Here is a 23,603-nt window from a genome sequence, read left to right as displayed (position 1 = left end):
GAATGACCATATAACTAGTAATCTAGTCATATGGTTGCATGCCGCTGGCCGCTTGTCTATTCTCCGCGCCATGGAACTCAATGAAGTCGCATCTTGCCTTGAGGCGCTGGGCAATCCGCTGCGCCTGCAGGTCTTCCGCACGCTGGTCCGCAGCGGCCCGGATGGGCTCAACTTCGGCCAGTTGCAGGAACGCATCGGCATTCCCCGCTCGACCCTGGCCCATCACCTCAACACCATGGTGCAGGCCGGCGTGCTGACCCAGCAGCGCGATGGCCGTGAAGTATTCAACCGGGTCGACTTCGCCCGCCTGCAGCAGGCGCTGAGCTTCGTAATGGCCGAGTGTTGTCAGGGCGGCGGACCCGCCTGACCACCCCCGCTGGCGGCCCGTCCCACCCTCCTGAGCGTCTCGCTTTGCGGCGCATCAGCGCTTAGGCAATGACCGCGGGCGAACTTCTAGCGAAATGACTGGAACCTGCCCGCCAGGGGAAGCCTTCTTTGCCACTCACCCGGCTGCCGGAGCCGGCTTGCTGTGGTCCGGCGTCCCGCCGCTCAAAGACCAAAATATGGCACTTTCCACCTCCCTGCCGGGCCGCGAGCAGAGGCCTCGAAAGGCCTGGAAACGCCCGGACTGGGCTCGACCAATAGCCGCAGACCGCCGAAAAAAGAAAAAGTTCTCCATTTAAAACAGCCACTTACACAACTCAACATAAGCACACCGCTCGTCGGCAGAAGCTTGCCAGGCCTGGTCGCCAACCCCAGCATCGCCACCGACTTAATCACCAGGAGAGCGTCTCCATGAACTACATTTCGATGCTGCTACTGAGCCTCGGCCTCGTCGCAGGACAGGCAATGGCAGGCGATAACATGCGGGCCGGGGTAGGCGGCGCGCTGGGCGGGGTATTGGGCTCGGTGGTCGGCCAGCAGATCGGCGGCAGCACCGGTGCGGTCATCGGCGCCGGCGTCGGCGGTGCCGCGGGCGGCTCGGTCGCCGCACGCAACGGCAACAAGACCGAAGCCGCCATCGGTGGCGGCCTGGGTGCAGCCGGTGGCAACGTCATCGGCCAGCAAATGGGCGGCACCACCGGCGGCCTGATCGGCGCGGCGCTCGGCGGTGGGGCCGGCGGCGCCATCGGCAACAGCTATGGCGATGCCAACCGTTACGACGACCGCGACTACCGTGGCGACCGCGTTTATTACCGTGACGACCACCGTCACGGCCATCGTCATCACCACGGCAAGCGCCACAAGCGTAGGCACCACGACCACGGCTGGCGCGACTAGTGGGTCGAACCGGCAAGCGCTGAAGCCCACGCAGATGGCACGCGCCGGGCTGAGGCGCGGATTGCCCCTGACTCTGTGGGCGGTCCGTTCACAGCGCAGCGACAACCTGCCAGGACGTGCGCCGCGCCGGTGAACCATCGGTGCACGGCCTGCGGCGGGTGACAGCCTAGGCCACAGCGCGCTTTTGCTGCGGATAGCGCACGGGCGTTTGAGCGCCATTGAACCAAAACCCGCCAGGCGCCTCTACATCTGTGCGATGTAGCGAAAAGCCACTAATCGTGACTGCAGTACGCTCGCCCCCTTTTTCAGCAGGACTCAAACAATGCGCAAAATTCTCGTAGCGTTCGCGCTCAGCAGCCTTATCGCCACGCCTTATGCCCTGGCTGGCGACTCAGGCAAAGTCGCCCTCGGCAGTGGCGTGGGCGGTGTCCTGGGCAACGTCATCGGCCAACAGGTCGGCGGCAGCAGCGGCGCGGCGATTGGTGCCGGGGTCGGCGGCGCCGCTGGCGGCGCGATTACCGCCCGCGACGGCAACAAGACCGGCGCCGCCCTCGGCGGTGGCCTCGGCGCGGCGGGCGGCTCGGTGCTCGGCGGCCAAGTCGGCGGCAGCAGCGGATCGATCCTGGGCGCCGGCCTGGGTGGCGCAGCCGGCGGCGCACTCGGCAACGAACTGAGCAACGACAACCGCTATGACAACCGCTATGACAGCCGTTATGACGGCGGTGGCCACCGCCATGGCCATAAGCACAAGCACAAGCACAAGAAACATCGCCACCATTGAGTCATGGTGCGCCCAGCACCATAGCCCTCGACACCAGCCGCTCACTTAACCAGGTGAGCGGCTTTTTTTCAGGCTCCATCCAAGTGGCATTCGCCGATACAAACCAGGCGCCCCCTCCGCTACCCATGCCGCACCAATAGGGACGCCATCGGTGGGAAGTCCATTGCATTGGGCCAAGGTCGCTGATTGCAGTGTTCAGCTGCCAGCATGCGCTTGAGCAACCCACCAGCGCTTGCCCGGCTCGCCAGCCCCCCTCAGCCCGACAGCCGCAATCGATCAGGCTCATCCAGGCGCGGCAGCAACTCGGCCCGCGCGCTGTCGCGCAGCTTGATCGCATCCAGCCAGTCGGGCCCCTGCGCCAGCAGTTGGGCGCAGATGTGCAGGTGGATTTCGCCACGATGGGGAAACCATTGACCGTCACGCAGCACCATGCGCGAACCCACGATGGCCACCGGCACCAGCGGCACGTCGGCGCGCGCGGCGAGGACGAAGGCGCCCATGCGAAAGGGCAGCAACCCCGGTTCGCGGCTCAGCGTGCCTTCGGGAAACAGCAGCAGCGATTGTCCGGACCGCAAAGCCGCCGCCAGGCGTTCGGCATCAGCGGTACTGCGCTGCAGGTCGAAGCGCTCGACGAAGCAGGTGCCAAGCCGGCGCAGGAAGGGTCCGGCGATGCGTTGCCCAGCCAGCTCGCGTTTGGCGACGAAGCTGAACTCGGGCGGCAACGCCGCACAGAGCAGCAAACCGTCAAGATAACTGGCATGATTGGCGACCAGCACTCGCACCTCCGAATGGCGCAGCCTGTCCAGGCGTTCGATGTGCAAGGGGATGCCCGCCAGGCGCAAGAACAGACGCGCCGAGGCCCCGGTCAAACGGCGGCGCCAGCTCAGCCGTGGCAGCAGAGCCACCGCCGTCCAGGTCAGGCTGCCGAGCAGCCCGAGCAAGGCCCAGAAATACCCGGCATAGCAGACGGCCCGCACGCTGCGCCAGCCGCGGCCGAGTTGCGCCCACACCGCCGACTGCAGCAGGCGCAGCAGTTGCCGCCACACCGGACGCCCCGGCCGGCCTACCTCGCCGCGCTCGTACAACTCACGACTGGCGGCGCGACGGATCTTGCCGCTGGAGGTTTTCAGCACACTGTGCGGCGGCGCCAGAACGATATCGTCCGGCGGCACCCCGGTCAGGTCGACGGCGACCCGCCGGATCTGCTGTTGCAGGCGTTGCCGCACGCGGGGATCCTTTTCGTTGGTTTCCGCCAGCACCACCAGGCGCTCACTGACGCTGGCCGGGTCGCCACTGCCGAACACCGCGACGCAGCCTTTGCGCAGGCCCGGCAGGCTGCCAACTGCGGTCTCCACATCGTAGGGATAGATGTTGCGCCCGCCGCGAATAATCAGGTCCTTGGCCCGCCCACTGATATAAACCTCGCCGGCGGCCACATAGGCCAGATCGAGCGAGTCGAGCCATTCGCCATGGCGTACCCGCTGGCTCTCCTCTGCGTTGTGGAAATAACCACTGCTGGTCGATGGCCCCTTGAACTGCAGATGGCCCTCGGTACGCTCGGGCAGCTCGATGTCGTGGTCATCGACGATGCGTACCTGATGCCCAGGCAACGGCCGACCGCAGCTGACGAAACGCAGCGCATCGAGACTCCCCGGCTCGGCGCGCACAGCCTTGCCCTGGGCCTGGAACGGCTCGCGTCTAACCCAGTCGATCAGCGGCGCGCGGCCCACAGGCGGGAAGGCCACGCCCAGGGTCGCCTCGGCCAGACCGTAGACCGGGGCCAGCGCCCCCGGCTGCAGCCCACAGCGGCCGAAGCGCTCGGCGAAGCGTTGCAGGGTGTCCGGGCTGACCGGTTCGGCGCCGTTGCAAGCCAGGCGCCAACTGCTCAAGTCGAGGCCCTGGATCTCAGTGTCGGTGAGCTTGCTCAGGCACAGCTCGTAGGCGAAATTCGGTGCCGCCGACAACGTGGCCCGGTAGCGGTGGATGGTCTCCAGCCAGCGCAGCGGCCGGGCGAGAAAGGCCAGCGGCGACATCAGCACCAGGACGAAACCGTAATACAGGCTGCCGAGCCAGGCGCCGATCAGACCCATGTCGTGGTACATCGGCAACCAGCTGACGAACACATCGTCGGCGCTGACGCGCAGCACAGTGCCCATCGCCCGCATGTTGGCCAGCAGGTTGGCATGACTGACCATCACCCCCTTGGGCTGCCCGGTACTGCCCGAGGTGTACTGCAGGAATGCCAGATCCTGGGACTGGCGCGGCGTCGCCAGGAAGGTGCCGGCTGCGCCGCACAACTCGGCCACAGTGGCGATCTCGCGCAGGCTCGGGATTTGCGGCTTGAGCAGGCGGGCGAGCAGCTTGGCTTCGCTGACGGTGAGCAGCATGGTCGCCTCGGCGTTGGCCAGAATGCCGGCCTGGCGGCGCAAGTGCTCCTCGATCTGCGACATGCGCATGGGCGGATAGATCGGCACCGGCACCCCGCCAGCGAGGAGGATGCCGAAGAAGCCGTAGAGGAAATCCCGGCCGGTTGGCAGCATCAGTGCCACCCGCTGCCCGGCTTGCAAACCGCGTCGCTGCAACCCGCTGGCCACCGCCCTGGCCCCCTGCTGCAAGGCCAGGTAGCTGATGTCTTCGGGGGTATCGTTTTCGCCCAACAGGCGTACATGGATGCGCTGCGGATGATGCTGCACATGCCAGTCGAGCACTTCGATCAGGGTCTGCGCGGCGTCCGGTGTAAGCCGCTCCTGCGGGCCGACGGGCAAGCGCTCGACGTTGCCAGGCGGCCCAGCCGCGACTGTCGGGGCGCACGCCAGCAGCGCTTCGAGCACATCGCCCGGCGTCTCCGCCGAGGCGAACAGTGCCTCCGGGAGACGCACGCCGAACTCGCGTTCGACACGTGACCACAGTTCGACCCGGGCCAGGCTGTCCAGCCCCAGATCGCTGTCGAGTACGCTGTGCAGGCTGACGGACAAATCAGGCGCCGTATCGGGACGCAGCTCGACAAGCGTCTGTCTAACGATGCGTAACAGTCGTTGCGCCGCAGCCGCTGAATCGGGATGGGCGCGTGTTGCGTGAGGCAAACGACTCATCAGCGACCCCTTACCGGATGGGCAGTCTCGACGACCACCCTCGCCCAAAAACAATAAGCCTTTGCCGGCGCGGGCGATAATAACCTCTAGCCCATAGCAGGTCGGCGGTTATAGCGCGGTCGTCTCTCGTCGGGCAGCCTGCTAGGCTTGCTTGACCCTTAATTGCCCGCCCCAACAGAGTGATTGCCATGCCCCCCAGCCTTGCCCCCGGAGTCACGCGCCGCGAAGCCTGGGCCTGGGCAATGTACGACTTCGCCAACTCCGGCTACACCACGGTGGTGATCACCGCGGTGTTCAACGCCTACTTCGTCGCGGTGGTGGCCGGCGGCGCCACCTGGGGCACCCTGGCCTGGACCAGTGCCATCGCCCTGTCCTATGCCCTGATCATCGTCAGCGCGCCAGTGCTCGGCGCCTACGCCGATGCCTATGCCTGCAAGAAGCGCCTGCTACTGCTCAGCACCCTCGGCTGCGTGCTGTTCACCGCCGGCCTGGCATTCGCCGGGCCGGGCGCGCTGGTTACGGCCATCGTGTTCGTCGTGTTGTCGAACTTCTGCTTCGGAACTGGCGAAAACCTGATTGCCGCGTTCCTGCCGGAAATCGCCCGCGAGGATGCCATCGGCCAAGTCTCCGGCTGGGGCTGGGGCTTCGGTTATATCGGCGGCTTGCTCAGCCTCGGCGCCAGCCTGGCCTATGTCAGCTGGGCGCAGGCCCAGGGCCACACGGCGGCGCAGTTCGTGCCGGTGTGCATGCTGCTCACCGCGAGCCTGTTCGCCGTGTCCAGCCTGCCGACCTTCCTGTTCCTGCGCGATCGCAGCCAGGCGCAGCTGCAAGCCGGCGCCCGCCACGGCGTGCGGCTGGCATTCGCCCGCTTCGCCCAGACGGCCCGCGAAGCCGGGCGCTATCGCGACCTGCTGCGCTTTCTCGCCTGCACCCTGTGCTACCAGGCCGGGATCGCCGCGGTGGTGACCCTGGCGGCCATCTATGCCACCCAGGCCATGGGCTTCACCACCCAGGACACCCTCAAACTGATCCTGCTGGTGAATGTCACCGCCTCGATCGGCGCCGTGCTGTTCGGCTATGTGCAGGATCGCCTCGGCCATCTCGCCACCCTGACCCTGACCCTGTTCGGCTGGCTGCTGATGATCGGTCTGACCTGGGCCGCCGAGGGCCCGCCGCTGTTCTGGCTGGCGGCGAACATCGCCGGGCTGTGCATGGGTGCCAGCCAGTCGGCCGGGCGCGCCATCGTCGGCCTGCTGGCGCCGCCATCGCGGCGCGCGGAGTTCTATGGTCTGTGGGGCCAGGCGGTCAAGCTGTCGTCGATTCTCGGCCCGATGACCTACGGCCTGACCAGTTGGCTGACCGATGGCGACCACCGCCTGGCGATCCTGATCACCGGCAGCTACTTCGTCCTTGGCCTGCTGATTCTCGCCACCATCGACCTCGAACGCGGCCGCCGCGCGGCGCTGGCCGATCGATAGGGCGCAGAGGCGGTGACACTATCGAGCGCCGTCGCGGGCGTTCGCGGCAAGGCGCGCGACGGGAAAGCGGAGCGATGCTGGACCCCAGGCGTCCCCCTCGCTATCTAATTGGTCACCACCGCGCCTAGCGGCGACTGGCGTCGAGTATCCACGGCTCATGCCGGCGACCGAATGCCAGCTGGACCCGCACCTGCGGCAGCTCCGTCCGATAGGCGCCGCCCTGCTGCCAGTCGCTGAACACCTCACGCAGGGCATGCGGCACCGTGACCCGCAATTGATCGGGATAGATGGCTGCGGATAATCCGCCCGGTTGCGCTGTTCCACTGCCCGCATGGGGCTTCAGGCGCCCGCCGAGCAACAGGTAGCGCTGGCGATCCGGGTAGGCCTGGCGCAGCGTTTGGGCGTCGAGTCCGGCATCGATCAGGAACAGACGGCTGTCGCGCTGCTCTTCCTGGATCAGCTGCTCGCGGCGGCTGTCGCGCTGGCGTTGCAGTTCCTGATCATCCGGCCGGCTGCGCACCCGCTCCTCGGCCTCGGCCAGCGCCTGGCGCGCATTCTGCACCTGCTGCTGGTACGCCGGGCCGGCGAGTTCCAGCACCAGCACCACCGGCCGTGGCAACTGCCGGTTGAGGCGCTGTTGCCAGTCGCCCCGGCTGAAGTCGGGCCGTTGGAAACCCAGGGCCTGCAGCTTGTCTGTACTCAGCCAGTCGAGCGAGCCGGACTCGTCGGCACGGCGCCACAGCAGCTGCAAACGCAGCCCGCTGTTGTCCTCGCGGTGGAACCAGTCGCCATGGGGCCACTGCAGTTCGCGCTCGCTCAGGGTCAGGCTGCTCTCGGTCTCGCCGCTGCGGTTGTAGTAGACCCCGGCCAGGGCCAGGGCGTTGCTCAGCAGAATCAGGCCGAGACCCAGCCACAGGCGCTGGCGCGTGCTCGGGGCGTTCATTGCCCGCCACCCTGGGCGCTTCTGCGCCAGTGTTGCAGCAGCGCCAGGAGTAACAGCGAGAGCAGCCCCAGCAACAGGAAGAACAGGTACTTGGGCAGCAGCTGCCACCACCAGTCGAACAGCTTGGCGTAGAGGAAGATCAGCGCGAACAGCAGGCCGAGATTGACCAGCTCCGCCCAGCCGCGGCGTATGCCTTGCCAGATGACCAGCCCGGCAAGGGGGAAGCTGAGCACCTGGTAGACCGTCTCGACCGCCGCGCTCGACCACGGCAGGTAGCTGCCGGCCCCCCAGTAGGACAACAGCAGTACCGGGACGAACAGGAACAGCAGCGCCATGCCGCGATACAGGCCGGCGAAACCGCTGTAGTGCGACTGCTCGAACAGCTGCGGAATGGCCATCAGCAGCAGCGCCACCGGCAGGAAATTCTCCGGCCGCTGGCCCACCGACAGCCAGTAGAAGCCGCCCCAGGCGTTGCAGCGAATGGCGACCAACAGCCCCAGGCAGAGGATGCCAACCGCCAGCAGCAGGCGCTGCCGGCACTGGTAGGCGAGCAGCAAGGCCAGCGCGCCCCAGGGCAGCAGAGCCTGGTCCGATGGGGTGATGTTGAATATCTGCCCGAGCATGCTCAGGTTGAGCACGAAGCAAACGAAACACAGCAGCGCCGCCAGCTGGGCGTAGTAACCGGAGCGGTCGCGCGCCTGGATCCAGAAGGTCAGCAGCAGGCTGCCAAGCGCGCTGCCGAGCAGGATCGTCACCTGCGCCGCCTCGTTGAACAGCCCCCAGAACTGATAGAACAGGAAGAACACTCCCGTCGCCAGCGCCAGGGAGCCGAACAGCGAAGCGATGCGCATGCCCAGCGACAACTGCCGCGAGCGCTGGTCGGCGTCGATGTCCAGAGTCGTGGCGAAATGACCGAGCAGGCGCCGGTGATAGAGACTGATCGCCACCTGCTGTTGCGGCGTCAGGCTGACCACCCGCTCGCTCTGCAACTGCGCCAGTTCCTGCTCGAAGGCGTGAATCCGCTCGGCGCGCTGCTGCGCCTGCTCACGGGTTGGATTGGGCATGGGCACTCTTTCACCAGACGATTGCCGAAAGCCTAGTGTGCCGGCGGCACTTTCACCATTCATCCAGCTGACTGGCGCATACGGCACACCCTGCGCGTGTCTGCATGGGCACGACGCGCTGCCCACCAGAGCACTGCAAAGCCTGAGGGGCGGGGGCGACGCCCAGTCCCATGCCCGCGAACAGCCTATTCCACCCGCAAGGCCGCCAGCGCCGCGCGCAGGCGTTCGGGAATCGGCAGCGGCCGATTGTTCTGCCGCTCGACGAAGACATGCACGAAGCGCCCAGCGGCGCAGGCCTGCTCCTCGCCCTGCTTGAACACTGCCAGCTCGTACTGCACCGAGCTGTTGCCCAGCTTGGCGACCCGCATGCCGATCTCGATGCGCTCGGGGAAGGCGATGGAGGCGAAGTAGTCGCAGCTGGAACTGACGACGAAACCGACCACCTCGCCGTGGTGGATATCCAGGCCGCCGACCTCGATCAGGTAGGCGTTCACCGCACTGTCGAAGTAGCTGTAGTAGGTGACGTTATTCACATGGCCGTAGATGTCGTTGTCGTGCCAGCGGGTGCTGATCGGCTGGAGGTGCGGGTAGTCGCGGCGCAGATGCTGGGGCGGGGTCATGGGCTGTCCTTGGATGGCGGTGATACGCCTCAATAGGCCGACTGGTAGATCGCCAGGGCGTGCGCGGCGGTCATCTCGCGCGGGTTATTGACCAGCAGGCGTTGTTGCAGCATGGCGTCGGCCGCCAGTTGCGCGAGCATCTCCTGCGGCACCCCGGCGTCGCGCAGACGCGTGGGCAAGCCGCTACGTTCGCTGCAATCGGCCAGTTCGAGAATGAACTGTTCTGTCTGGTCCATGGCACTGCCGGGACGCAACTTCGCGCCCAGCACCAGCGGCGCCAGCTCGGCATACAGCGGCGCGGCCACCGCGGCGTTGAAACCGAGTACGTGCGGCAGCACCAGCGCATTGCTCAGGCCGTGGGGGATATGGAAGTGGCCTCCGAGTGGATAGGCCAGCGCATGCACCGCCGCCACCGGTGCATTGGCAAACGCCTGGCCGGCCAGACAGGCGCCGAGCAGCATGGCCTGACGCGCCTCGCGATTGCTGCCGTTGTGCACCGCCTGGTCGAGGTTGGCCGCGAGCAGACGCAACGCCTCGCGCGCCAGCAGGTCGGACAGCGGGTTCTTCTTCTGCACGCTGGTGTAGGCCTCAATGGCATGCACCATGGCGTCGATGCCGGTGGCGGCGGTCACCGCTGGCGGCAGGCCAAGGGTCAGGTCGGCGTCGAGCAGGGCCAGGTCTGGCAGCAGCAGCGGCGAGACCACGCCCAGCTTGGTCGTGACCCCGGTGGTGACGATCGCCACCGGGGTCACTTCCGAGCCGGTGCCGGCGGTGGTCGGCACCTGGATCAACGGCAGGCGCCGGCCCCTGGCATTGCCGACGCCGTAGATATCGGCCAGCTCCTGGCTGCAGTCGGGGTGGGCGAGCAGCGCGACCAGCTTGGCCACGTCCATCGAGCTGCCGCCGCCGAAGCCGATGATCAGCTCGGCCTTGAGCGCCCTGGCCTGCGCCACCGCGCTCTGCACGATGGCCTCCGGCGGATCGGCCACCACCTGATCGAACACCTGGGCGGTCAGCCCTTCCAGGAGAAAACCGGGCAACACCTCGGCGAGCAGGCCGAGTTGGGTAATCCCCGGGTCGGTGACGATAAACACCGAGCGAGCACCGCGCTCGACGCACAGGGCCGCCAGCCGACGGGCGGAACCGCTTTCGCAGATGATCTGCGCGGTGGTGGCGAAGCTGAATGGCTGCATGGGGTGATCCTCTGGTTATTCTCGATGCGAGTCCCGCACCCAGGGTGAACGGCCCTTCCCTGGGCTGTCCCAGCGCGGCGGCGCCCTGTCACGGCTAGGCGACTGAAGTGGCTTGGCGGTTCAAAAGGCGAAACTCGCCTCCGGCATGGCCATCAGGCAGTCCGCGCCACCGAGCAGCGCTTCGCGGTGGCCGCTGGCGCGGGGCAGCACGCGCTTCAGGTAAAATTCCGCGCTGTGCAGTTTGGCCTGGTAGAAGGCCGGTTCGTCCAGCGCCTCGTCCAGCACATCCTGCGCCCGGGCCGCGGCCTGCAGCCAGAGACCGGCCAACAACACATAGGCCGAATACTGAAGGAAGTCCACCGAAGTGGCGCCGATCTCCTGCACATCGCGCTGGCTGGCGGTGATCACCGCGCTGCTCAGTTCGCGCCATTCGCCAATGCGCGCCTGCAGTGCATGGGCCAGTTCGGCCAGGGCCGGACGGCTCATCTGCTCATCGCACAACTGGCTGAACTCGGCCTGCAACCGCGACAGTTCGCTGCCGCCATCGCCGAGCACCTTACGGCGAATGTAGTCCAGCGCCTGGATGCCATTGGTGCCTTCGTACAGCTGGGTGATGCGGCTGTCGCGCATCAACTGCTCCATCCCCCACTCGCGGATATAACCGTGGCCGCCATACACCTGCACGCCGAGGCTGGCGACTTCCTGGCCCATGTCGGTGAAGAATGCCTTGACGATCGGGATCAGCAGCGCCGCGCGCTTGCCGGCGGCCTGGCGCGCGGCCAGGTCCGGGTGGCCGTGTTCGAGGTCGAGCTGGCGCGCGCAGTAGACGCCGAGCATGCGACTGCCTTCGACCAGGGTCTTCTGGGTCAGCAGCATGCGCCGCACATCGGGATGACTGATGATCGGGTCGGCCGCCTTGCCCGGCGCGACCGGCCCGCCCAGCGCCCGCGACTGCAGACGCTCGCGGGCATAGCCCAAGGCACCCTGGAACGCCGCCTCGGCGACGCCCAGGCCCTGCAAGCCGACCTGGAAGCGCGCGTCGTTCATCATGGTGAACATGCAGGCCAGGCCCTGGTTGGCCGCGCCGACCAGCCAGCCAGTCGCGCCGTCGAAGTTCATCACACAGGTGGCCGCGCCCTTGATGCCCATCTTGTGTTCGAGGGCGCCGCAGCTCAGGGCATTGCGCGCGCCCAGGCCGCCATCCTCGGTAGCAATGAATTTCGGCACCAGCAGCAGCGAGATGCCCTTCACCCCGGCCGGCGCATCGGGCAGACGCGCCAGGACCAGGTGGACGATGTTCTCCGACAGATCCTGCTCGCCGCCGCTGATGAAGATCTTGCTGCCGCTGACCCGGTAACTGCCGTCCGCCTGCGCCTCGGCCTTGGTACGCAGCAGCGCCAGGTCGGTGCCGGCTTGCGGCTCGGTGAGGCACATGGTTCCGGCCCACTGGCCGCTGACCAGCTTGCCCAGGTAGGCCTGTTTCAGCGCCTCGCTGCCGTGCTTGAACAGCGCCAGCACCGCGCCTTCGGTCAGCCCCGAGTACACGCGAAAGGACAGCGAGGCGCTCATCAGCATCTCGTGGAAGTTGCACGCCAGCATCTGCGGCAAGCCCTGGCCGCCGTACTCGCTCGGCCCGGTCATGCTCGCCCAGCCGTTGTCGACGTATTGCTGGTAAGCCTCGCGGAACCCCTCGGGGGTGCTGACCCGCCCGGCGTCCAGCTGGCAACCCTGCTCGTCACCGTGGCGATTGAGTGGTGCCACCACGCCCGCGGCGTAGCGCGCGCCCTCCTCCAGCACGCCGTCGATCAGCTCGCGCTCCAGGCCGTTGCCGAGCAGCGCGCAGTGGCCGCCGATATCGAACAGCTCGTGGAGGACGAAGCGCATGTCGCGCAGCGGCGCCTGGTAATTCATACCCGGCCCTCCTGCACGGAGGCGAACGGCTGACCGCTGGCGGCCAGGGTTTCGATCAGCCTGGCAGGCTGCCAATGCTCGCCGAACTGCGCCTGCAACACCTTGAGCCGGGCCAAAATGTCCGCCAGGCCCTGCGCGTCCGCCCAGGCCATCGGCCCGCCCTTGTCCGCCGGGAAGCCGTAGCCGTTGAGGTAGACCAGATCGATGTCGTGGCTGTTGCTGGCGATATGCTCTTCGAGGATTTTCGCGCCTTCGTTGACCAGCGCCAGCAGGCAGCGCTCGAGGATTTCCGCAGGATCGATGGCACGGCGGTCGAAGCCCAGCTGTTCGGAGACCTGCAACACCAGGGCGTCCACCTCGGGGTCATGCTCGGCCTGACGGCTGCCCTCGGCGTAGCGGTAATAGCCCAGGCGCACCTTCTGGCCGAAGCGGCCGAGGCCGCACAGGCGGTTGTCGACCTGCACCGCCGGGTCATCCTGGCCCTTGCCGGCCAGCTCGCGGGCACGCCACTCCAGGTCGATGCCGACCACGTCGTACATGCGGAACGGGCCCATGGCGAAGCCGAAACCCTGCAGCGCGGCATCCACCTGATGCGGGTAGGCGCCTTCGAGCAGCAGCATGCGCGCCTCGCGCACGTAGGTGTGGAGCATGCGGTTGCCGATGAAGCCGTGGCAGTTGCCGGCCACCACCGCCACCTTGCCGATGCGCCGGCCCAGCTCCAGCGCGGCGTCCAGCACCGCGGGCGCGGTCCTGGCGCCGCGGACGATCTCCAGCAGCTTCATGATGTGCGCCGGGCTGAAGAAGTGCAGGCCCAGCACGCTTTCCGGCCGCGCGGTGACCGCAGCGATAGCGTCGATGTCCAGCGCCGAGGTGTTGCTGGCAAGGATCGCCGCCGGCTGCATGACGGCGTCCAGGCTGCGGAAGATCTGCTGCTTGAGCTCGAGGTTCTCGTACACCGCCTCGATCACCAGGTCGACCTCGGCCAGCGCCGGGTAGTCGTTCACCGGGGTGATGCAGGCCAGGCGCGCGGCGGACTCCTGCTCGCTGATGCGGCCGAGGCGGACGTTGTGCGCATTGGTCTCGGCGACCACGCCCAGGGCCTGTTCGAGCATCTGCGGGTTGTTGTCCAGCCACAGCACTCGGATGCCGGCGTTGGCCAGGCTCATGACGATGCCGCGGCCCATGGTGCCGGCGCCGATCACGGCGGCTTGCTGAACGGTGAAAGCGGAGTGGCTCATCGGGGTTCCTCTGGCGGGAGTACAAAAAATCGACAATCACCATAAACAAGGCGCTACTATTTTTGAAATTTAGTCTTGTGATAAGTCGTATTCAGCTGATGAATATCTCCACCTTCGATCTCAACCTGCTGCGCGTATTCGAGGCCCTGATGCGCGAGCACAATGTCTCGCGCGCCGCCGAGCGGCTATCGCTCAGCCAACCGGCGGTGAGCAACGCCCTCAACCGTCTGCGCGAATTGCTCGACGACCCGTTGCTGGTACGCGTCGGCCGCAGCATGCAACCGACGCCGCGCGCGCTGGCCCTGGAAGCGCCGATCCGCGCCGCCCTGCAGCAGATCGAGCAGAGCCTGATGGCCGGTGTGGCCTTCGATCCGGCGAGCAGCCGGCTGCGGTTCAATATCGCGGTAACCGATTACGTCGAGCTGATCTGCATGCCGCGCCTGGTCGAGCGGCTCAGCCAGCAGGCGCCGGGGATTCGCCTCGACATCCGCCACCTCAGCCCGAGCCTGCCTGCCGAAGACCTGGACAAGGGTGAACTGGACCTGGTGTTGGGCCGCTTCGAGGAGACACCCGCACGCTTCGCCCGTCGTCACTGGATGAGCGAAACCCTGCAACTGGCGCTGCGCCGCGACCACCCGCTGGTCGCGGGGGCGCTGGACCTGGAGACCTTTCTCCAGCTGCGCCACCTGTGGGTTCACGGAGGCCAGACCCGCGGCATGGTCGACCAGTGGCTGGGCGAGCAGGGCCTGAGCCGCGAGATTCTCTACACCACACCGAACTACCTGCAGGCCGCGCATATTGTCGCCAGCAGCGAACTGGCGGCCGTGCTGCCCGGGCAACTGGCCCGCCACTTCGCCGCGCTCTTGCCGCTGCAACTGTTTGACCTGCCCTTCCCCCTCGGCCCCTTCCACCTGGAAGTCGTCAGCCTGGCGCAGCGCCAACGCGACGCGGCGTTGCAGTGGTTGATCGAACAGATAGTCGCCATTGGCCGAGGCTGATGGCGCCACGGCGAGGGCTGGACGAGCGTCATTGACGAGCGGGGTCGTGGTTGCTCGAACGGTGCAAGAAGCGCGCATTCGCCGGGAGGGTAAACGTGAAGAAACCCCGGACATCGAATGACATCCGGGGGCTAACCCCCCCCATTTTCAGCACTCGCCAGTAGTCAGGGCAGGCCAGAAGGGTCATTGCTTGAGTGAACCGCACGCAGCGGAAGCGAGATGACTGCTGCCCTATCTCGGCCCTGCCGTTCGCGATTGCGGGACCCGGGAGCCGGCGCAGGAGGAGGAGCTGACCTGACAACAGAGCTGCGCTGCCTACCTCGACGCTCCCGAGGGGAGTGCAAGCCAGCCCGGACCTGAGCGAGGAGAAGCACCTGCGCCGACATTCCTCGGGGCACTGCATGCGCGAGTGGAGCCCGCGCGAGTACGTCCGCGAACGGCTGCTGCAACGACTGCGTGGGGAGGGTCCTGGTGTCTGCACCTATCTCTAGCGCCTGCGGCGGAAGCCGAGGGTGAGCCGTCGCCCACGCTATTCGCAGCTAACGACCGGAAACACTAGGCGACTTCGCCGATCAACATGCCGTGCATAACCAGGCAGGTTCTGCGGCCACTGCTCAATTTGAGGGGGTTGCGACTGACGATTTGCCAACCGTTGTTGAGCATTTGATCGATGTGCGCACGCAGCGCGGGGAGGTGACGTTGCTCTTTCTGAGTATTCATGGCGAGTCCTTTCGTCCAGTGGCTAATGCCATTTGCAATGGGCTGCGCTTGTGGTCATCCGTGAAGCGCGTCGCAAATGGTACATGGCAATGTGCCACTGGAATAGCAGCGGCGGAAAATTTTTCCTGTGGAGGATGGTCGCGTCGCGATGGGGCTGAGTCTTATGCGACCGTGCCGACCGCCTCGGCATCCGCGCCGGGTTGCGGCGAGCTGAATTCCAGGTAGCCGTCCTCCAGCTTGCCGTAGCGCAGCAGTGCCAGGTCGAGCAGGTAATTCTGGTAGAGCTTCCAAGGCACGCGATCGCCCTGCTTGGGAATTCTCTCGGCGGCGCGCTGGATGTAGCCGGAGGCCAGGTCGAGGAACGGCGCTTCCCCGACCCGACGCGCCGGGTCGCGCGGGGTGCACTGGCGCATGCCGATGGCGTCCATGTGCTTGATCAGGCGGCAGAAGTACTCGCTGGACAGGTCCGCCTTGAGCGTCCAACTGGCGTTGGTGTAACCGAGCACCACCGCGGCATTGGGCAGGTCGCGCAGCATGATGCCGCGATAGCCCATGCTCTTGGCCGCGTCGAACGGTTGGCCGTCCACCGCCACCTCGATACCGCCGAACAGCAGCAGGTCCAGGCCGGTGGCGCTGACAATCACGTCGGCCGGCAGCACCTTGCCGGTTTTCAGGCGGATCCCGGTTTCGGTCAAGCTGTCGATCTGCTCGGTCACCAGCGAGGCCTTGCCCGCGCGCAGCGCCTTGAACAGATCGCCGTCCGGCACCACGCAGAGGCGCTGATCCCACGGCCGGTAGCGCGGGCTGAAGTGGCGCATGTCGAAATCCGCGCCCAGTTGGCGCCGGGCCCGGCCCAGCAGCAGCTTGCGCACCAGCGTCGGCAAGCCCCTGGCCAGCCTGTAGAAAGCCAGCTGCATGGCCACGTTGCGCGCGCGCAGCAGCCGGTAGACCAGGGTCGGCGGCAGCCAGCGGCGCAGCAGGCTGGCCAGTCCATCGCGTTGCGGCAGGCTGAGCACGTAGCTCGGCGAGCGCTGCAACATGGTCACGTGGCGGGCCTTGTCGGTCAGCGCCGGCACCAGGGTCACGGCGGTGGCGCCGCTGCCGATCACCACCACGGTCTTGCCGCTGTAGTCGAAGCCCGGCGGCCATTGCTGCGGGTGGATGAAGACGCCGCGGAACAACTCGCGGCCCTTGTACGCCGGGGTGTAGCCGGCCTCGTAGCGGTAGTAGCCGGTGCACATCAGCAACTGATTGCAGCTCAGCTGGCGCGGTTCGGCCGCCTCGCCGCACTGAACCTGCAAGGTCCAGCGCGCCGCCACGCTGCACCAGTCGGCCTTGAGCACCCGGTGCCGGTAGCGGATCTTGGCGTCGATGCCGTGCTCCCGCGCGGTCTCCTCGATATAGCGGCGGATCGACGGGCCGTCGGCAATCGCCTGCGGGTCGGTCCAGGGTTTGAAGTTGTAGCCGAGGGTGTACATGTCCGAGTCGGAGCGAATGCCCGGGTAGCGAAACAGATCCCAGGTGCCGCCGAGGGCATGCCGGCCTTCGAGGATCGCGAAGCGCTTGTGCGGGCACTGCCGCATCAGGTGATAGGCCGCGCCGATGCCGGACAGGCCGGCGCCGATGATCAGAACGTCCAGGTGTTCCACAGCCATGGCCTCCTCGCAGTCGTGTAGCCTGGCCCGGGCGACGGCCTCGGCCAAGCGGATTCGCCAGGTACAGGGTAGTCGCTGGCCGTCAGCCTGCCGAATACCCACCACCGCAAGCTGCGCGCCTGCCCTTGCCCAGCCAGACCGATCCAGGGCGCACCCTGGCCACGCAAGCACCACCCCAGACACTAACCGTCGTGCCACCAAGGTCGAAGATCGGCGTCCGCCGCATGGCACGCCCTGGATAACCGCATGGGGAAAAGGGGGACTGCTTAATTTTTCATATTCTCATGGCCTGAACGCCCGTTTTGGCCGATTGCTGCTGGATTTCACCGACCCAAGCCGGCGCCCAGCCGCATCGTCATCGTGGTCACCGCTGGTCTTTCGCACGCGGATTCTTTCCCTTTAAACACGAATCTTGCTGCCAAAATGGGCCGCTCAAGCGCTTGTTTGGCCATTGTTTTTCGATGCTTTACCATTCGGCCAGGCAGTTAAGTGGGGCCGACCCGCTACGGCTGCAGGGCGTTCGCCCGTCCTGCTCGATTCATCGAGCTGGCGTGGCGCCAACGAAAGCAGCCGTGCGGTATTGACCAGCACCATGGGGCTGAGCGCCTGCGGGAAATTGCCCTGCATGTGCCCGCTGCGCGGGTCGAATTCCTCGGACAGCAGGCCGACGTCGCTGCGCGCCCCGCAGGGCCAATTTCAAAGCCTCGAAGGTGGACGCATCCTGATAGTCGCCGCTGACGTACTGCAGCACCGACAGGAGGTGATTATTGAGTGCATGCGGGCTGACCTCGCGGCCGCCTTTCTCGACGCTGTCCCGGGCGCGCGCAAAATTGCTCGACGCTCCACCGTGATGAGGCGACGCCGATCACCGGCACCTTCAGCGCACCACTTCGGCCCATCGCGCAGAGCGCCGCAAAGATTTTCTTGTGCGCCAGGTCGCCGCTGGCGCCGAACACCACCAAGGCGTCGGCGGGCTTTGTGGGGGGAGAGGCGGTGTCTGCGTTCATGTCAGGTTCCGGTTGGCCCGCCATCGGCCGGCTTCTCGAGGTGGCCGCCGAACTCATGGCGCATGGCAGATTGCACGCGGTTGGCGAAGTCGGCGTCGCCGCGCGAACCGAATCGGGCATACAGCGCCGCGCTCAGCACGGGGGCGGGCACGGCCTCGTCGATGGCCGCCTGCACCGTCCAGCGGCCTTCGCCGGAGTCCGAGATCCGGCCTTCATAGCCGGCCAGCGAGGGATCGTCCGCCAGCGCGGCGGCCGTCAGATCCAGCAGCCAAGAGCCGATCACACTGCCGCGGCGCCAGACCTCGGCAATTTCGGGCAGGTCCAGCTCGTACTGGTAATGCGCAGGCTCGCGCAACGGCGTCGTCTCGGCATCGACTGCGTGCTCGCGCAGGCCGATATTGGCGTGGTGCAGGATGTTCAGACCCTCGGCATAGGCGGCCATCACCCCGTACTCGATGCCGTTGTGGACCATCTTGACGAAGTGGCCGGCGCCGTGCGGCCCGCAATGCAGCCAGCCCTGATCGGCCGTGCCGGCGCCCGCGCGGCGGCCAGGTGTCGCCGCCGCCGTGCCGGCCCCCGGGGCCAGGGTGACGAACACCGGTGCGAGATGCTGCACCGACTCCCTGCCGCCGCCGATCATCAGGCAGTAGCCGCGGTCCAGGCCGGCCACGCCTCCGCTGGTGCCGACGTCGACGTGGGCTATGTTTGCTGCCGCCAGGGCCGCGGCGCGGCGGAGGTCATCGTGATAGTGCGAGTTGCCGCCGTCGATGACGATGTCGCCGGGTTGCAGCAGGGGTGTCAGTTGTTCGAGCAGGGCATCGACGGCCGCGGCCGGCAGCATCAGCCAGATTGCACGCGGTGCCTGCAACTTGTCGACGAACTGCGGCAACGATGCGGCGCCCGTGGCGCCGAGCGCGACCAGGCGTGCGATGCCTTCGGGCGCCTGGTCATGGACCACGCAGTCATGGCCGCCGCGCAGCAGGCGGGTCACCATGCTGGCGCCCATGCGACCGAGGCCGATCATGCCGATCTGCATCTTCACGCTCCTCTCGAGTGAGTGGGCCGCAGCATCGCGAACCCATGCATGGGTTGGCGCGGCGCGTCAGATTCAGTCTAGCGCTTGATCGTCGAGGCGGCCTGCCGGTACGCCAGGCGACCCTGGTGTGTGTACCGGTCCCTCTCGGGTTGCAGGTCCAGGTCGGCCTTCACCGCCTCGCGGCTCAACGGCCTGGCTCGGCCAGTGCGCGCCGACGAGCCACCCGCTGCTGGTGTTGACCACAGGGTCGCGGATCGCTCAGGCGTGATCGTCGAATTTGAGATCCCTCACCTGGCGACTGAGTCCGCCCCAGCGGCTCCGGCCCTTCTGCTTATCTGTCCGGAAGTCGATAACCGCACGCAATCACGACAGCACATATCGTCCTGCAGATAGGGCAAGGTGAACGGGCGCGAGCGGCCGGCATAGGGCGGCAGCACTTCCATCACTGAGTCCTCGGCCAGCTCGCGCTCGACGATCAAGCGGTAGGTCTGGAACAGGGCCACGCCACCAGCAGAGTAATAGGGGGTCAGAGCATGATTAAGTTCGCTTCTGCTTGATGATTCAAGCCAAAACCGTGTCCCCTATTGTCCTTTCAGCGCACCCGGCGACTAAGTCATCTTCAAGCCCCCCAGCCCTTCTGCTTATCCATCAGAAAATCGATAAACGCCCGCAATCTCAACGGCACATGCCGCCCATGGGGGTAGAGCAAGGTGAACGGCCGCGAGCGGCCGGCGTAGGCTTGCAGCACTTCCACCAGTGAGCCCTCGGCCAGTTCCCGTTCGATGATAAAGCGGTAGGTCTGGAACAGCCCCGCGCCGTGTTTGGCCAGGGTCACGCCGCCAAGCACGTCGTCAGAACAGAGGTAGGCGCCCTGGGTGAGAGTTTCGCAGGGGCGGCCGCCGTCGTTGAATAGCCAGGCGATGCGTCGGCCGCTGCTGGGCAGTTCGAACTGAATGCATTCATGTTGCGCCAGGTCGTCGAGGTTCTGCGGGGTGCCGGCGCGCGCCAGGTACTCGGGGGTCGCCACCACGACCAGGGCGGCGTCTTCCAGTTGGCGGGCGATCAGGCCGGAATCGGGCTGCGCGCGTACGCGGATGGCCATGTCGTAGCCTTCGTCGACGAAATCGATATTGCGGTTGCCCAGGTGGATCTCCACTTGCACCTGCGGGTACTGGCGGCGGAACTCGGGCAGCAGCGGCAGTATCCGGTGGTGTCCGTAGGTGGTGGGGAGGCTGATGCGCAGGGTGCCGGACGGCATCTGTTGCTGGCCCATCAGCTCGCGCTCGGCTTCGAGCATCTGGTTCAACGCGCCGCGGCATTGCTGGTGGTAGGCGAGCCCGCCTTCGGTCAGGCGGATGCTGCGGGTGGTGCGCACGAACAGGCGCACGCCAAGCCGCGCCTCCAGGCGCGAGACCGAGCGGCTCACCGCCGCCGGGGTGACACCGGCGGCCAGGGCCGCGCCGGTGAAGCTGCCGATCTCCGCTGCCAGACAGAACAGCTCGATGCTGCCCAGCAGTACATCGTCGAATTGTCGCCGCATTGATTACACCGTGTATCAAGTGAAGTGCCTGGCTGCATATTTATCCGCTTTCAGCGCACAAATATAGTCCTGCCCACAGCGCTGCCCTCCACTACCCAAGCAGGACTATCACCATGAGCAACAACAGAACTGTCGTTATCACCGGTGCCTCCAGCGGCATCGGTCTCGGCCTGGCCAAGGCTTATCTCGCCCGCGGCTTCAATGTGGTCGGCAATGCGCGCTCGGAAGCACGGCTGGCCGACGCCGCCGAAACCCTGGCCGGCAACGGGCGTTTTCTCGGCGTGGCCGGTGATATCGCCGACCCGGCCACCGCGCCGCGCCTGATCGAACGCGCCATCGAGCGCTTCGGTCAGGTCGATGTGCTGGTGAATAACGCCGGCTTCTTCCTGGCCAAGCCCTTTATCGACTACACGGTCGCTGAGCTGGACAGCCTGCTGGATACCAACCTCAAGGGCGTGGTGTACGCCTCCCAGGCCGCCGCGCGGCACATGATCGAGCGGCGCCAGGGCCACATCATCAACATCACCGCGAGCATCGCGCTGCAACCGAACCTGGCGGTGCCGGCCATGCTGCCGGTGCTGATCAAGGGCGGCCTGAATCAGGCGACCCGCGCCCTGGCGCTGGAGCTGTCGCCGTACAACATCAAGGTGAATGCGGTGGCGCCGGGGATCATCGATACGCCGATGCATGACCCGGCAACCCTCGACTTCCTCGCTGGCCTGCATCCGGCCGGACGGGTGGGACGCGTCGAGGAGATTGCCGACGCCGTGCTCTATCTCTCGGACGCCGATTTCACCACCGGCGCGGTGCTGCCAGTAGATGGCGGCATGAGCGTCGGCAAGTGGTAAACCCCTGGGAGGCCTATGCGCCTTCCGCATGTTAAAACCCCAAGGAGTACCAGCATGCCTTTCGTCAATGTGCGCATTACCCGCGACGGCGTTACCCGCGAGCAGAAGGCCCAGGTGATTCGCGAGATCACCGAAACCCTGCAACGGGTGTTGAACAAACGCCCCGACCTGACCCATATCGTGATCGAGGAAGTCGACACGGATAACTGGGGCTTCGCCGGCATCACCACCACCGAGTACCGGCAGCGAACGGCGGATTGATTGGGTATTTCCCGGCGTTGGTGCAGTGCGGCCCAGTTTACGAGGAGTATCGCTGCGCTCATCCTACGCGGCCCGCGCATCTTACGGAGCTGGGTTTATCGCAGAGACTGTTTGTAGCCGATAGTTTCGTTGCCTCGGTAACCTCCCCTCACCCTCACCCTCACCCTAACCCTCTCCTAGCCGGCCGTCCCCAGTGGGGAGAGGGGACTGATCGGGGTAGGTCGTGCAATCGTGACTACTCGAGCTTGCGCTCGGCCCCACCCAGACGCTGGCGGTTCTGCCAGTCCTCGGCGAAGAACACGTCCGCCTCGGCGGGAGGCAGCAGACCCTTGCCCAGAATGTGATCGGCGGCCTTCTCGCCGATCATGATGGTGGGGGCATTGATGTTGCCATTGGTCAGCGTCGGCATGATGGAGGAGTCCACCACCCGTAAACCCTCCACGCCGTGCACCCGGCACTCCGGGTCCACCACCGCCATGGCGTCGCTGCCCATGCGGCAGGTGCCCGCGGGGTGGTAGGCGGTTTCGGCAGTTTCGGCGAGCCAGTTGTCGATTTCGTCATCGCTCTGCACCTGCTTGCCGGGGGACAGTTCCGCTCCGCGGTAGGGGTCGAACGCGGGCTGGGCGAAGATCTCCCGGGTCAGGCGCAGGCCGTTGCGGTAGGCCTGCTTGTCCGCTTCCTCGCTCAGGTAGTTGAAGAACATCTGTGGCGGCTCGGCCGGGTCGCCGGACTTGAGCCGCACCCAGCCGCGGCTGGCGGGCTTGTTGTGTCCGAGGTGGACCTGGAAACCGTGGCCCGCGGCCGCGCTGGAACCGTCGTAGGCAATGGCGCCAGCCAGGAAGTGGTACTGCAGATCCGGGTATTGCAGGCCGGCGCGGCTGCGGATGTAGCCGTTGGACTCGAATTGGTTCGACGCGCCCAGGCCCTGTTTGAAGAAGAACCACTGGGCGCCGATCCACAGCTTGGCCAGCGGGTTCAGCCAGCCGTTCAGCGTGATCTTCTGGGTGCAGGCCTGCTGGACCCAGACCTCCAGGTGGTCCTGCAGGTTCTGCCCCACCCCCGGCAAGTCGTGCACCACCGCGATACCGTGGGCCTTGAGGTGCTGGGCCGGGCCGATGCCGGAGAGCATCAACAGCTTGGGCGAGTTGAAGCTGCTGGCGCAGAGGATCACCTCCCGGCGTGCCCGGGCGCGCCGGGTCGTGCCGCCCCGACGGTACTCCACCCCCGAGGCGCGCTTGCCCGCCATGATCACCCGGGTGGTGAGGGCATGCATGACCAGTTTGAGGTTGGGTCGCCCCAGCGCCGGCTTGAGGTAGGCCAGGGCGGTGGAGCAGCGCACGCCATCGCGCACCGTCATGTCCATGCGGCAAAAGCCTTCCTGGCGATAGCCGTTGTAGTCCCGGGTCTCGCCGTAACCGGCCTGCCGGCCGGCCTCGATGAAGGCACGGTAGAGCGGGTTCTTCATGTTGTTGCCGTTGCAGGTGGTGAGCGGCCCCTCGGTGCCGCGGTAGGCGTCGCTGCCGTAGACGCAGTCTTCCGAGCGCCGAAAGTACGGCAGCACGTCCCGATAGCCCCAGCCTTTGGCGCCGTGCGCCTCCCACTCGTCGAAGTCGCCGGCGCAGCCGCGCACATAGGCCATGCCGTTGATCGAGGAGGAGCCGCCGATCACCTTGCCCCGGGCCTGGTGGATGCGTCGCCCCTTCAATCCCGGTTCCGCTTCGGTGTAGAAGCCCCAGTCGAACCGTTTCATGTTGAGGGGAATGGAGAAGGCAGTCGGCATCTGGATGAACACGGAGTTGTCCTTGCCGCCGAACTCCAGCACCAGCACCTGATGCTGGCCGTCGGCGCTCAGCCGGTTGGCCAGCACGGCCCCCGCCGAGCCGGAGCCGACGATCACGTAATCGAATTCCTCATCGAACGTTGCCTGGTTCATGTGC

20 protein-coding genes and 1 pseudogene are annotated in these 23,603 nt (G+C 66.4%); 7 read left to right on the top strand and 14 right to left on the bottom strand.

The window, feature by feature from the left end; genetic code table 11:
* Positions 1-52: 52 nt before the first annotated feature.
* The 3 genes from LJY18_RS19535 (at position 53) to LJY18_RS19525 (ending at position 2,062) form a co-directional block, all read left to right on the top strand.
* Positions 53-367: an ArsR/SmtB family transcription factor gene (locus LJY18_RS19535; protein WP_238043655.1), complete on the top strand. Its 315-nt coding sequence runs from the start codon at positions 53-55 to the stop codon at positions 365-367.
* A gap of 428 nt (positions 368-795) precedes the next feature.
* The gene (locus tag LJY18_RS19530) at positions 796-1,281 is read left to right on the top strand and encodes a hypothetical protein (protein WP_238043653.1); all 486 of its coding nucleotides are present in this window, start codon (positions 796-798) and stop codon (positions 1,279-1,281) included.
* Between the two features lie 322 nt (positions 1,282-1,603).
* Positions 1,604-2,062, top strand: a complete 459-nt coding sequence (locus LJY18_RS19525) for a hypothetical protein (protein ID WP_238043652.1) — start codon at positions 1,604-1,606, stop codon at positions 2,060-2,062.
* 254 nt (positions 2,063-2,316) lie between these two features.
* Here the strand turns inward: LJY18_RS19525 and LJY18_RS19520 are convergent, their stop codons facing one another.
* On the bottom strand, positions 2,317-5,154 hold the full coding sequence (locus LJY18_RS19520; RefSeq protein ID WP_238043650.1) for an AMP-binding protein: 2,838 nt from the start codon (positions 5,152-5,154) through the stop codon (positions 2,317-2,319).
* Between the two features lie 188 nt (positions 5,155-5,342).
* Between LJY18_RS19520 and LJY18_RS19515 the strand changes: the two genes are divergently transcribed.
* Positions 5,343-6,632 (top strand): MFS transporter, encoded by a 1,290-nt coding sequence (locus LJY18_RS19515; protein WP_238043648.1) that lies wholly within the window; start codon positions 5,343-5,345, stop codon positions 6,630-6,632.
* Between the two features lie 124 nt (positions 6,633-6,756).
* On the opposite strand, the gene LJY18_RS19510 is transcribed toward LJY18_RS19515, so the two are convergent.
* From LJY18_RS19510 to LJY18_RS19485, 6 genes are all read right to left on the bottom strand, one after another.
* Complete coding sequence (locus LJY18_RS19510) at positions 6,757-7,575, bottom strand: DUF4824 family protein (RefSeq protein WP_238043646.1); 819 nt, start codon at positions 7,573-7,575, stop codon at positions 6,757-6,759.
* The gene (locus LJY18_RS19505; RefSeq protein ID WP_238043644.1) at positions 7,572-8,639 is read right to left on the bottom strand and encodes a DUF2157 domain-containing protein; all 1,068 of its coding nucleotides are present in this window, start codon (positions 8,637-8,639) and stop codon (positions 7,572-7,574) included. Before LJY18_RS19505 ends, LJY18_RS19510 begins: the two co-directional genes overlap by 4 nt.
* A 185-nt stretch (positions 8,640-8,824) precedes the next feature.
* On the bottom strand, positions 8,825-9,259 hold the full coding sequence (locus LJY18_RS19500) for an acyl-CoA thioesterase (protein WP_238043642.1): 435 nt from the start codon (positions 9,257-9,259) through the stop codon (positions 8,825-8,827).
* A gap of 29 nt (positions 9,260-9,288) precedes the next feature.
* Positions 9,289-10,452 (bottom strand): iron-containing alcohol dehydrogenase, encoded by a 1,164-nt coding sequence (locus tag LJY18_RS19495; protein WP_238043641.1) that lies wholly within the window; start codon positions 10,450-10,452, stop codon positions 9,289-9,291.
* 120 nt (positions 10,453-10,572) lie between these two features.
* Positions 10,573-12,363, bottom strand: a complete 1,791-nt coding sequence (locus LJY18_RS19490) for an acyl-CoA dehydrogenase C-terminal domain-containing protein (protein ID WP_238043639.1) — start codon at positions 12,361-12,363, stop codon at positions 10,573-10,575.
* Positions 12,360-13,601, bottom strand: coding sequence for a 3-hydroxyacyl-CoA dehydrogenase (locus LJY18_RS19485; protein WP_238043637.1), 1,242 nt, complete (start codon positions 13,599-13,601; stop codon positions 12,360-12,362). The genes LJY18_RS19490 and LJY18_RS19485 overlap by 4 nt, the downstream gene beginning before the upstream one ends.
* Before the next feature lie 98 nt (positions 13,602-13,699).
* Between LJY18_RS19485 and LJY18_RS19480 the strand changes: the two genes are divergently transcribed.
* Positions 13,700-14,599, top strand: coding sequence for a LysR family transcriptional regulator (locus LJY18_RS19480; RefSeq protein WP_238043782.1), 900 nt, complete (start codon positions 13,700-13,702; stop codon positions 14,597-14,599).
* A 555-nt stretch (positions 14,600-15,154) separates the two neighbouring features.
* On the opposite strand, the gene LJY18_RS19475 is transcribed toward LJY18_RS19480, so the two are convergent.
* The 6 genes and pseudogenes from LJY18_RS19475 to LJY18_RS19450 all read right to left on the bottom strand — a co-directional run bounded on the left by LJY18_RS19475 (position 15,155) and on the right by LJY18_RS19450 (position 20,557).
* Entirely contained in the window at positions 15,155-15,319 is a 165-nt protein-coding gene (locus LJY18_RS19475; protein ID WP_238043636.1) for a hypothetical protein, read from the bottom strand.
* 161 nt (positions 15,320-15,480) lie between these two features.
* Positions 15,481-16,974 carry a flavin-containing monooxygenase gene (locus tag LJY18_RS19470; protein WP_238043633.1) on the bottom strand — a complete coding sequence of 498 codons (1,494 nt, stop codon included), beginning with the start codon at positions 16,972-16,974 and terminating at the stop codon, positions 15,481-15,483.
* A 764-nt stretch (positions 16,975-17,738) separates the two neighbouring features.
* The gene (locus LJY18_RS19465) at positions 17,739-17,981 is read right to left on the bottom strand and encodes a hypothetical protein (RefSeq protein WP_238043632.1); all 243 of its coding nucleotides are present in this window, start codon (positions 17,979-17,981) and stop codon (positions 17,739-17,741) included.
* 1 nt (position 17,982) lies between these two features.
* Positions 17,983-19,017, bottom strand: a complete 1,035-nt coding sequence (gnd, locus tag LJY18_RS19460; protein ID WP_238043630.1) for a phosphogluconate dehydrogenase (NAD(+)-dependent, decarboxylating) — start codon at positions 19,015-19,017, stop codon at positions 17,983-17,985.
* 258 nt (positions 19,018-19,275) lie between these two features.
* A pseudogene (locus tag LJY18_RS22810) lies at positions 19,276-19,523 on the bottom strand (hypothetical protein); the annotation flags it as partial.
* 113 nt (positions 19,524-19,636) lie between these two features.
* On the bottom strand, positions 19,637-20,557 hold the full coding sequence (locus LJY18_RS19450) for a LysR family transcriptional regulator (RefSeq protein WP_238043629.1): 921 nt from the start codon (positions 20,555-20,557) through the stop codon (positions 19,637-19,639).
* A 113-nt stretch (positions 20,558-20,670) separates the two neighbouring features.
* On the opposite strand from LJY18_RS19450, the gene LJY18_RS19445 reads away from it, so the two are divergent.
* Both LJY18_RS19445 and LJY18_RS19440 read left to right on the top strand, forming a co-directional pair.
* Complete coding sequence (locus LJY18_RS19445; protein ID WP_238043627.1) at positions 20,671-21,405, top strand: SDR family NAD(P)-dependent oxidoreductase; 735 nt, start codon at positions 20,671-20,673, stop codon at positions 21,403-21,405.
* Between the two features lie 15 nt (positions 21,406-21,420).
* Positions 21,421-21,666, top strand: a complete 246-nt coding sequence (locus LJY18_RS19440; protein ID WP_269137882.1) for a tautomerase family protein — start codon at positions 21,421-21,423, stop codon at positions 21,664-21,666.
* 235 nt (positions 21,667-21,901) lie between these two features.
* Here the strand turns inward: LJY18_RS19440 and betA are convergent, their stop codons facing one another.
* Positions 21,902-23,599, bottom strand: coding sequence for a choline dehydrogenase (gene betA, locus LJY18_RS19435; protein WP_238043623.1), 1,698 nt, complete (start codon positions 23,597-23,599; stop codon positions 21,902-21,904).
* Between the last annotated feature and the right edge of the window lie 4 nt (positions 23,600-23,603).

The organism is Pseudomonas sp. MMS21 TM103, from assembly GCF_022132145.1.
GTDB lineage: Bacteria > Pseudomonadota > Gammaproteobacteria > Pseudomonadales > Pseudomonadaceae > Aquipseudomonas.
The sequence above is the reverse complement of the archived record's forward strand: the minus strand, read 5'-3'. Positions and strand labels throughout refer to the sequence as shown.

Excerpts from the sequence above, each read along its gene's own strand:
- LJY18_RS19510 (WP_238043646.1), bottom strand. The coding sequence starts at position 7,575 with ATGAACGCCCCGAGCACGCGCCAGCGCCTGTGGCTGGGTCTCGGCCTG.
- betA (WP_238043623.1), bottom strand. The coding sequence starts at position 23,599 with ATGAACCAGGCAACGTTCGATGAGGAATTCGATTACGTGATCGTCGGC.
- LJY18_RS19440 (WP_269137882.1), top strand. The coding sequence starts at position 21,421 with ATGCGCCTTCCGCATGTTAAAACCCCAAGGAGTACCAGCATGCCTTTC.
- LJY18_RS19525 (WP_238043652.1), top strand. The coding sequence starts at position 1,604 with ATGCGCAAAATTCTCGTAGCGTTCGCGCTCAGCAGCCTTATCGCCACG.
- LJY18_RS19465 (WP_238043632.1), bottom strand. The coding sequence starts at position 17,981 with ATGAACGCAGACACCGCCTCTCCCCCCACAAAGCCCGCCGACGCCTTG.
- LJY18_RS19490 (WP_238043639.1), bottom strand. The coding sequence starts at position 12,363 with ATGAATTACCAGGCGCCGCTGCGCGACATGCGCTTCGTCCTCCACGAG.
- LJY18_RS19475 (WP_238043636.1), bottom strand. The coding sequence starts at position 15,319 with ATGAATACTCAGAAAGAGCAACGTCACCTCCCCGCGCTGCGTGCGCAC.
- LJY18_RS19470 (WP_238043633.1), bottom strand. The coding sequence starts at position 16,974 with ATGGCTGTGGAACACCTGGACGTTCTGATCATCGGCGCCGGCCTGTCC.
- LJY18_RS19485 (WP_238043637.1), bottom strand. The coding sequence starts at position 13,601 with ATGAGCCACTCCGCTTTCACCGTTCAGCAAGCCGCCGTGATCGGCGCC.
- LJY18_RS19500 (WP_238043642.1), bottom strand. The coding sequence starts at position 9,259 with ATGACCCCGCCCCAGCATCTGCGCCGCGACTACCCGCACCTCCAGCCG.
- LJY18_RS19445 (WP_238043627.1), top strand. The coding sequence starts at position 20,671 with ATGAGCAACAACAGAACTGTCGTTATCACCGGTGCCTCCAGCGGCATC.
- LJY18_RS19520 (WP_238043650.1), bottom strand. The coding sequence starts at position 5,154 with ATGAGTCGTTTGCCTCACGCAACACGCGCCCATCCCGATTCAGCGGCT.
- gnd (WP_238043630.1), bottom strand. The coding sequence starts at position 19,017 with ATGCAGATCGGCATGATCGGCCTCGGTCGCATGGGCGCCAGCATGGTG.
- LJY18_RS19495 (WP_238043641.1), bottom strand. The coding sequence starts at position 10,452 with ATGCAGCCATTCAGCTTCGCCACCACCGCGCAGATCATCTGCGAAAGC.
- LJY18_RS19480 (WP_238043782.1), top strand. The coding sequence starts at position 13,700 with ATGAATATCTCCACCTTCGATCTCAACCTGCTGCGCGTATTCGAGGCC.
- LJY18_RS19450 (WP_238043629.1), bottom strand. The coding sequence starts at position 20,557 with ATGCGGCGACAATTCGACGATGTACTGCTGGGCAGCATCGAGCTGTTC.
- LJY18_RS19530 (WP_238043653.1), top strand. The coding sequence starts at position 796 with ATGAACTACATTTCGATGCTGCTACTGAGCCTCGGCCTCGTCGCAGGA.
- LJY18_RS19515 (WP_238043648.1), top strand. The coding sequence starts at position 5,343 with ATGCCCCCCAGCCTTGCCCCCGGAGTCACGCGCCGCGAAGCCTGGGCC.
- LJY18_RS19505 (WP_238043644.1), bottom strand. The coding sequence starts at position 8,639 with ATGCCCAATCCAACCCGTGAGCAGGCGCAGCAGCGCGCCGAGCGGATT.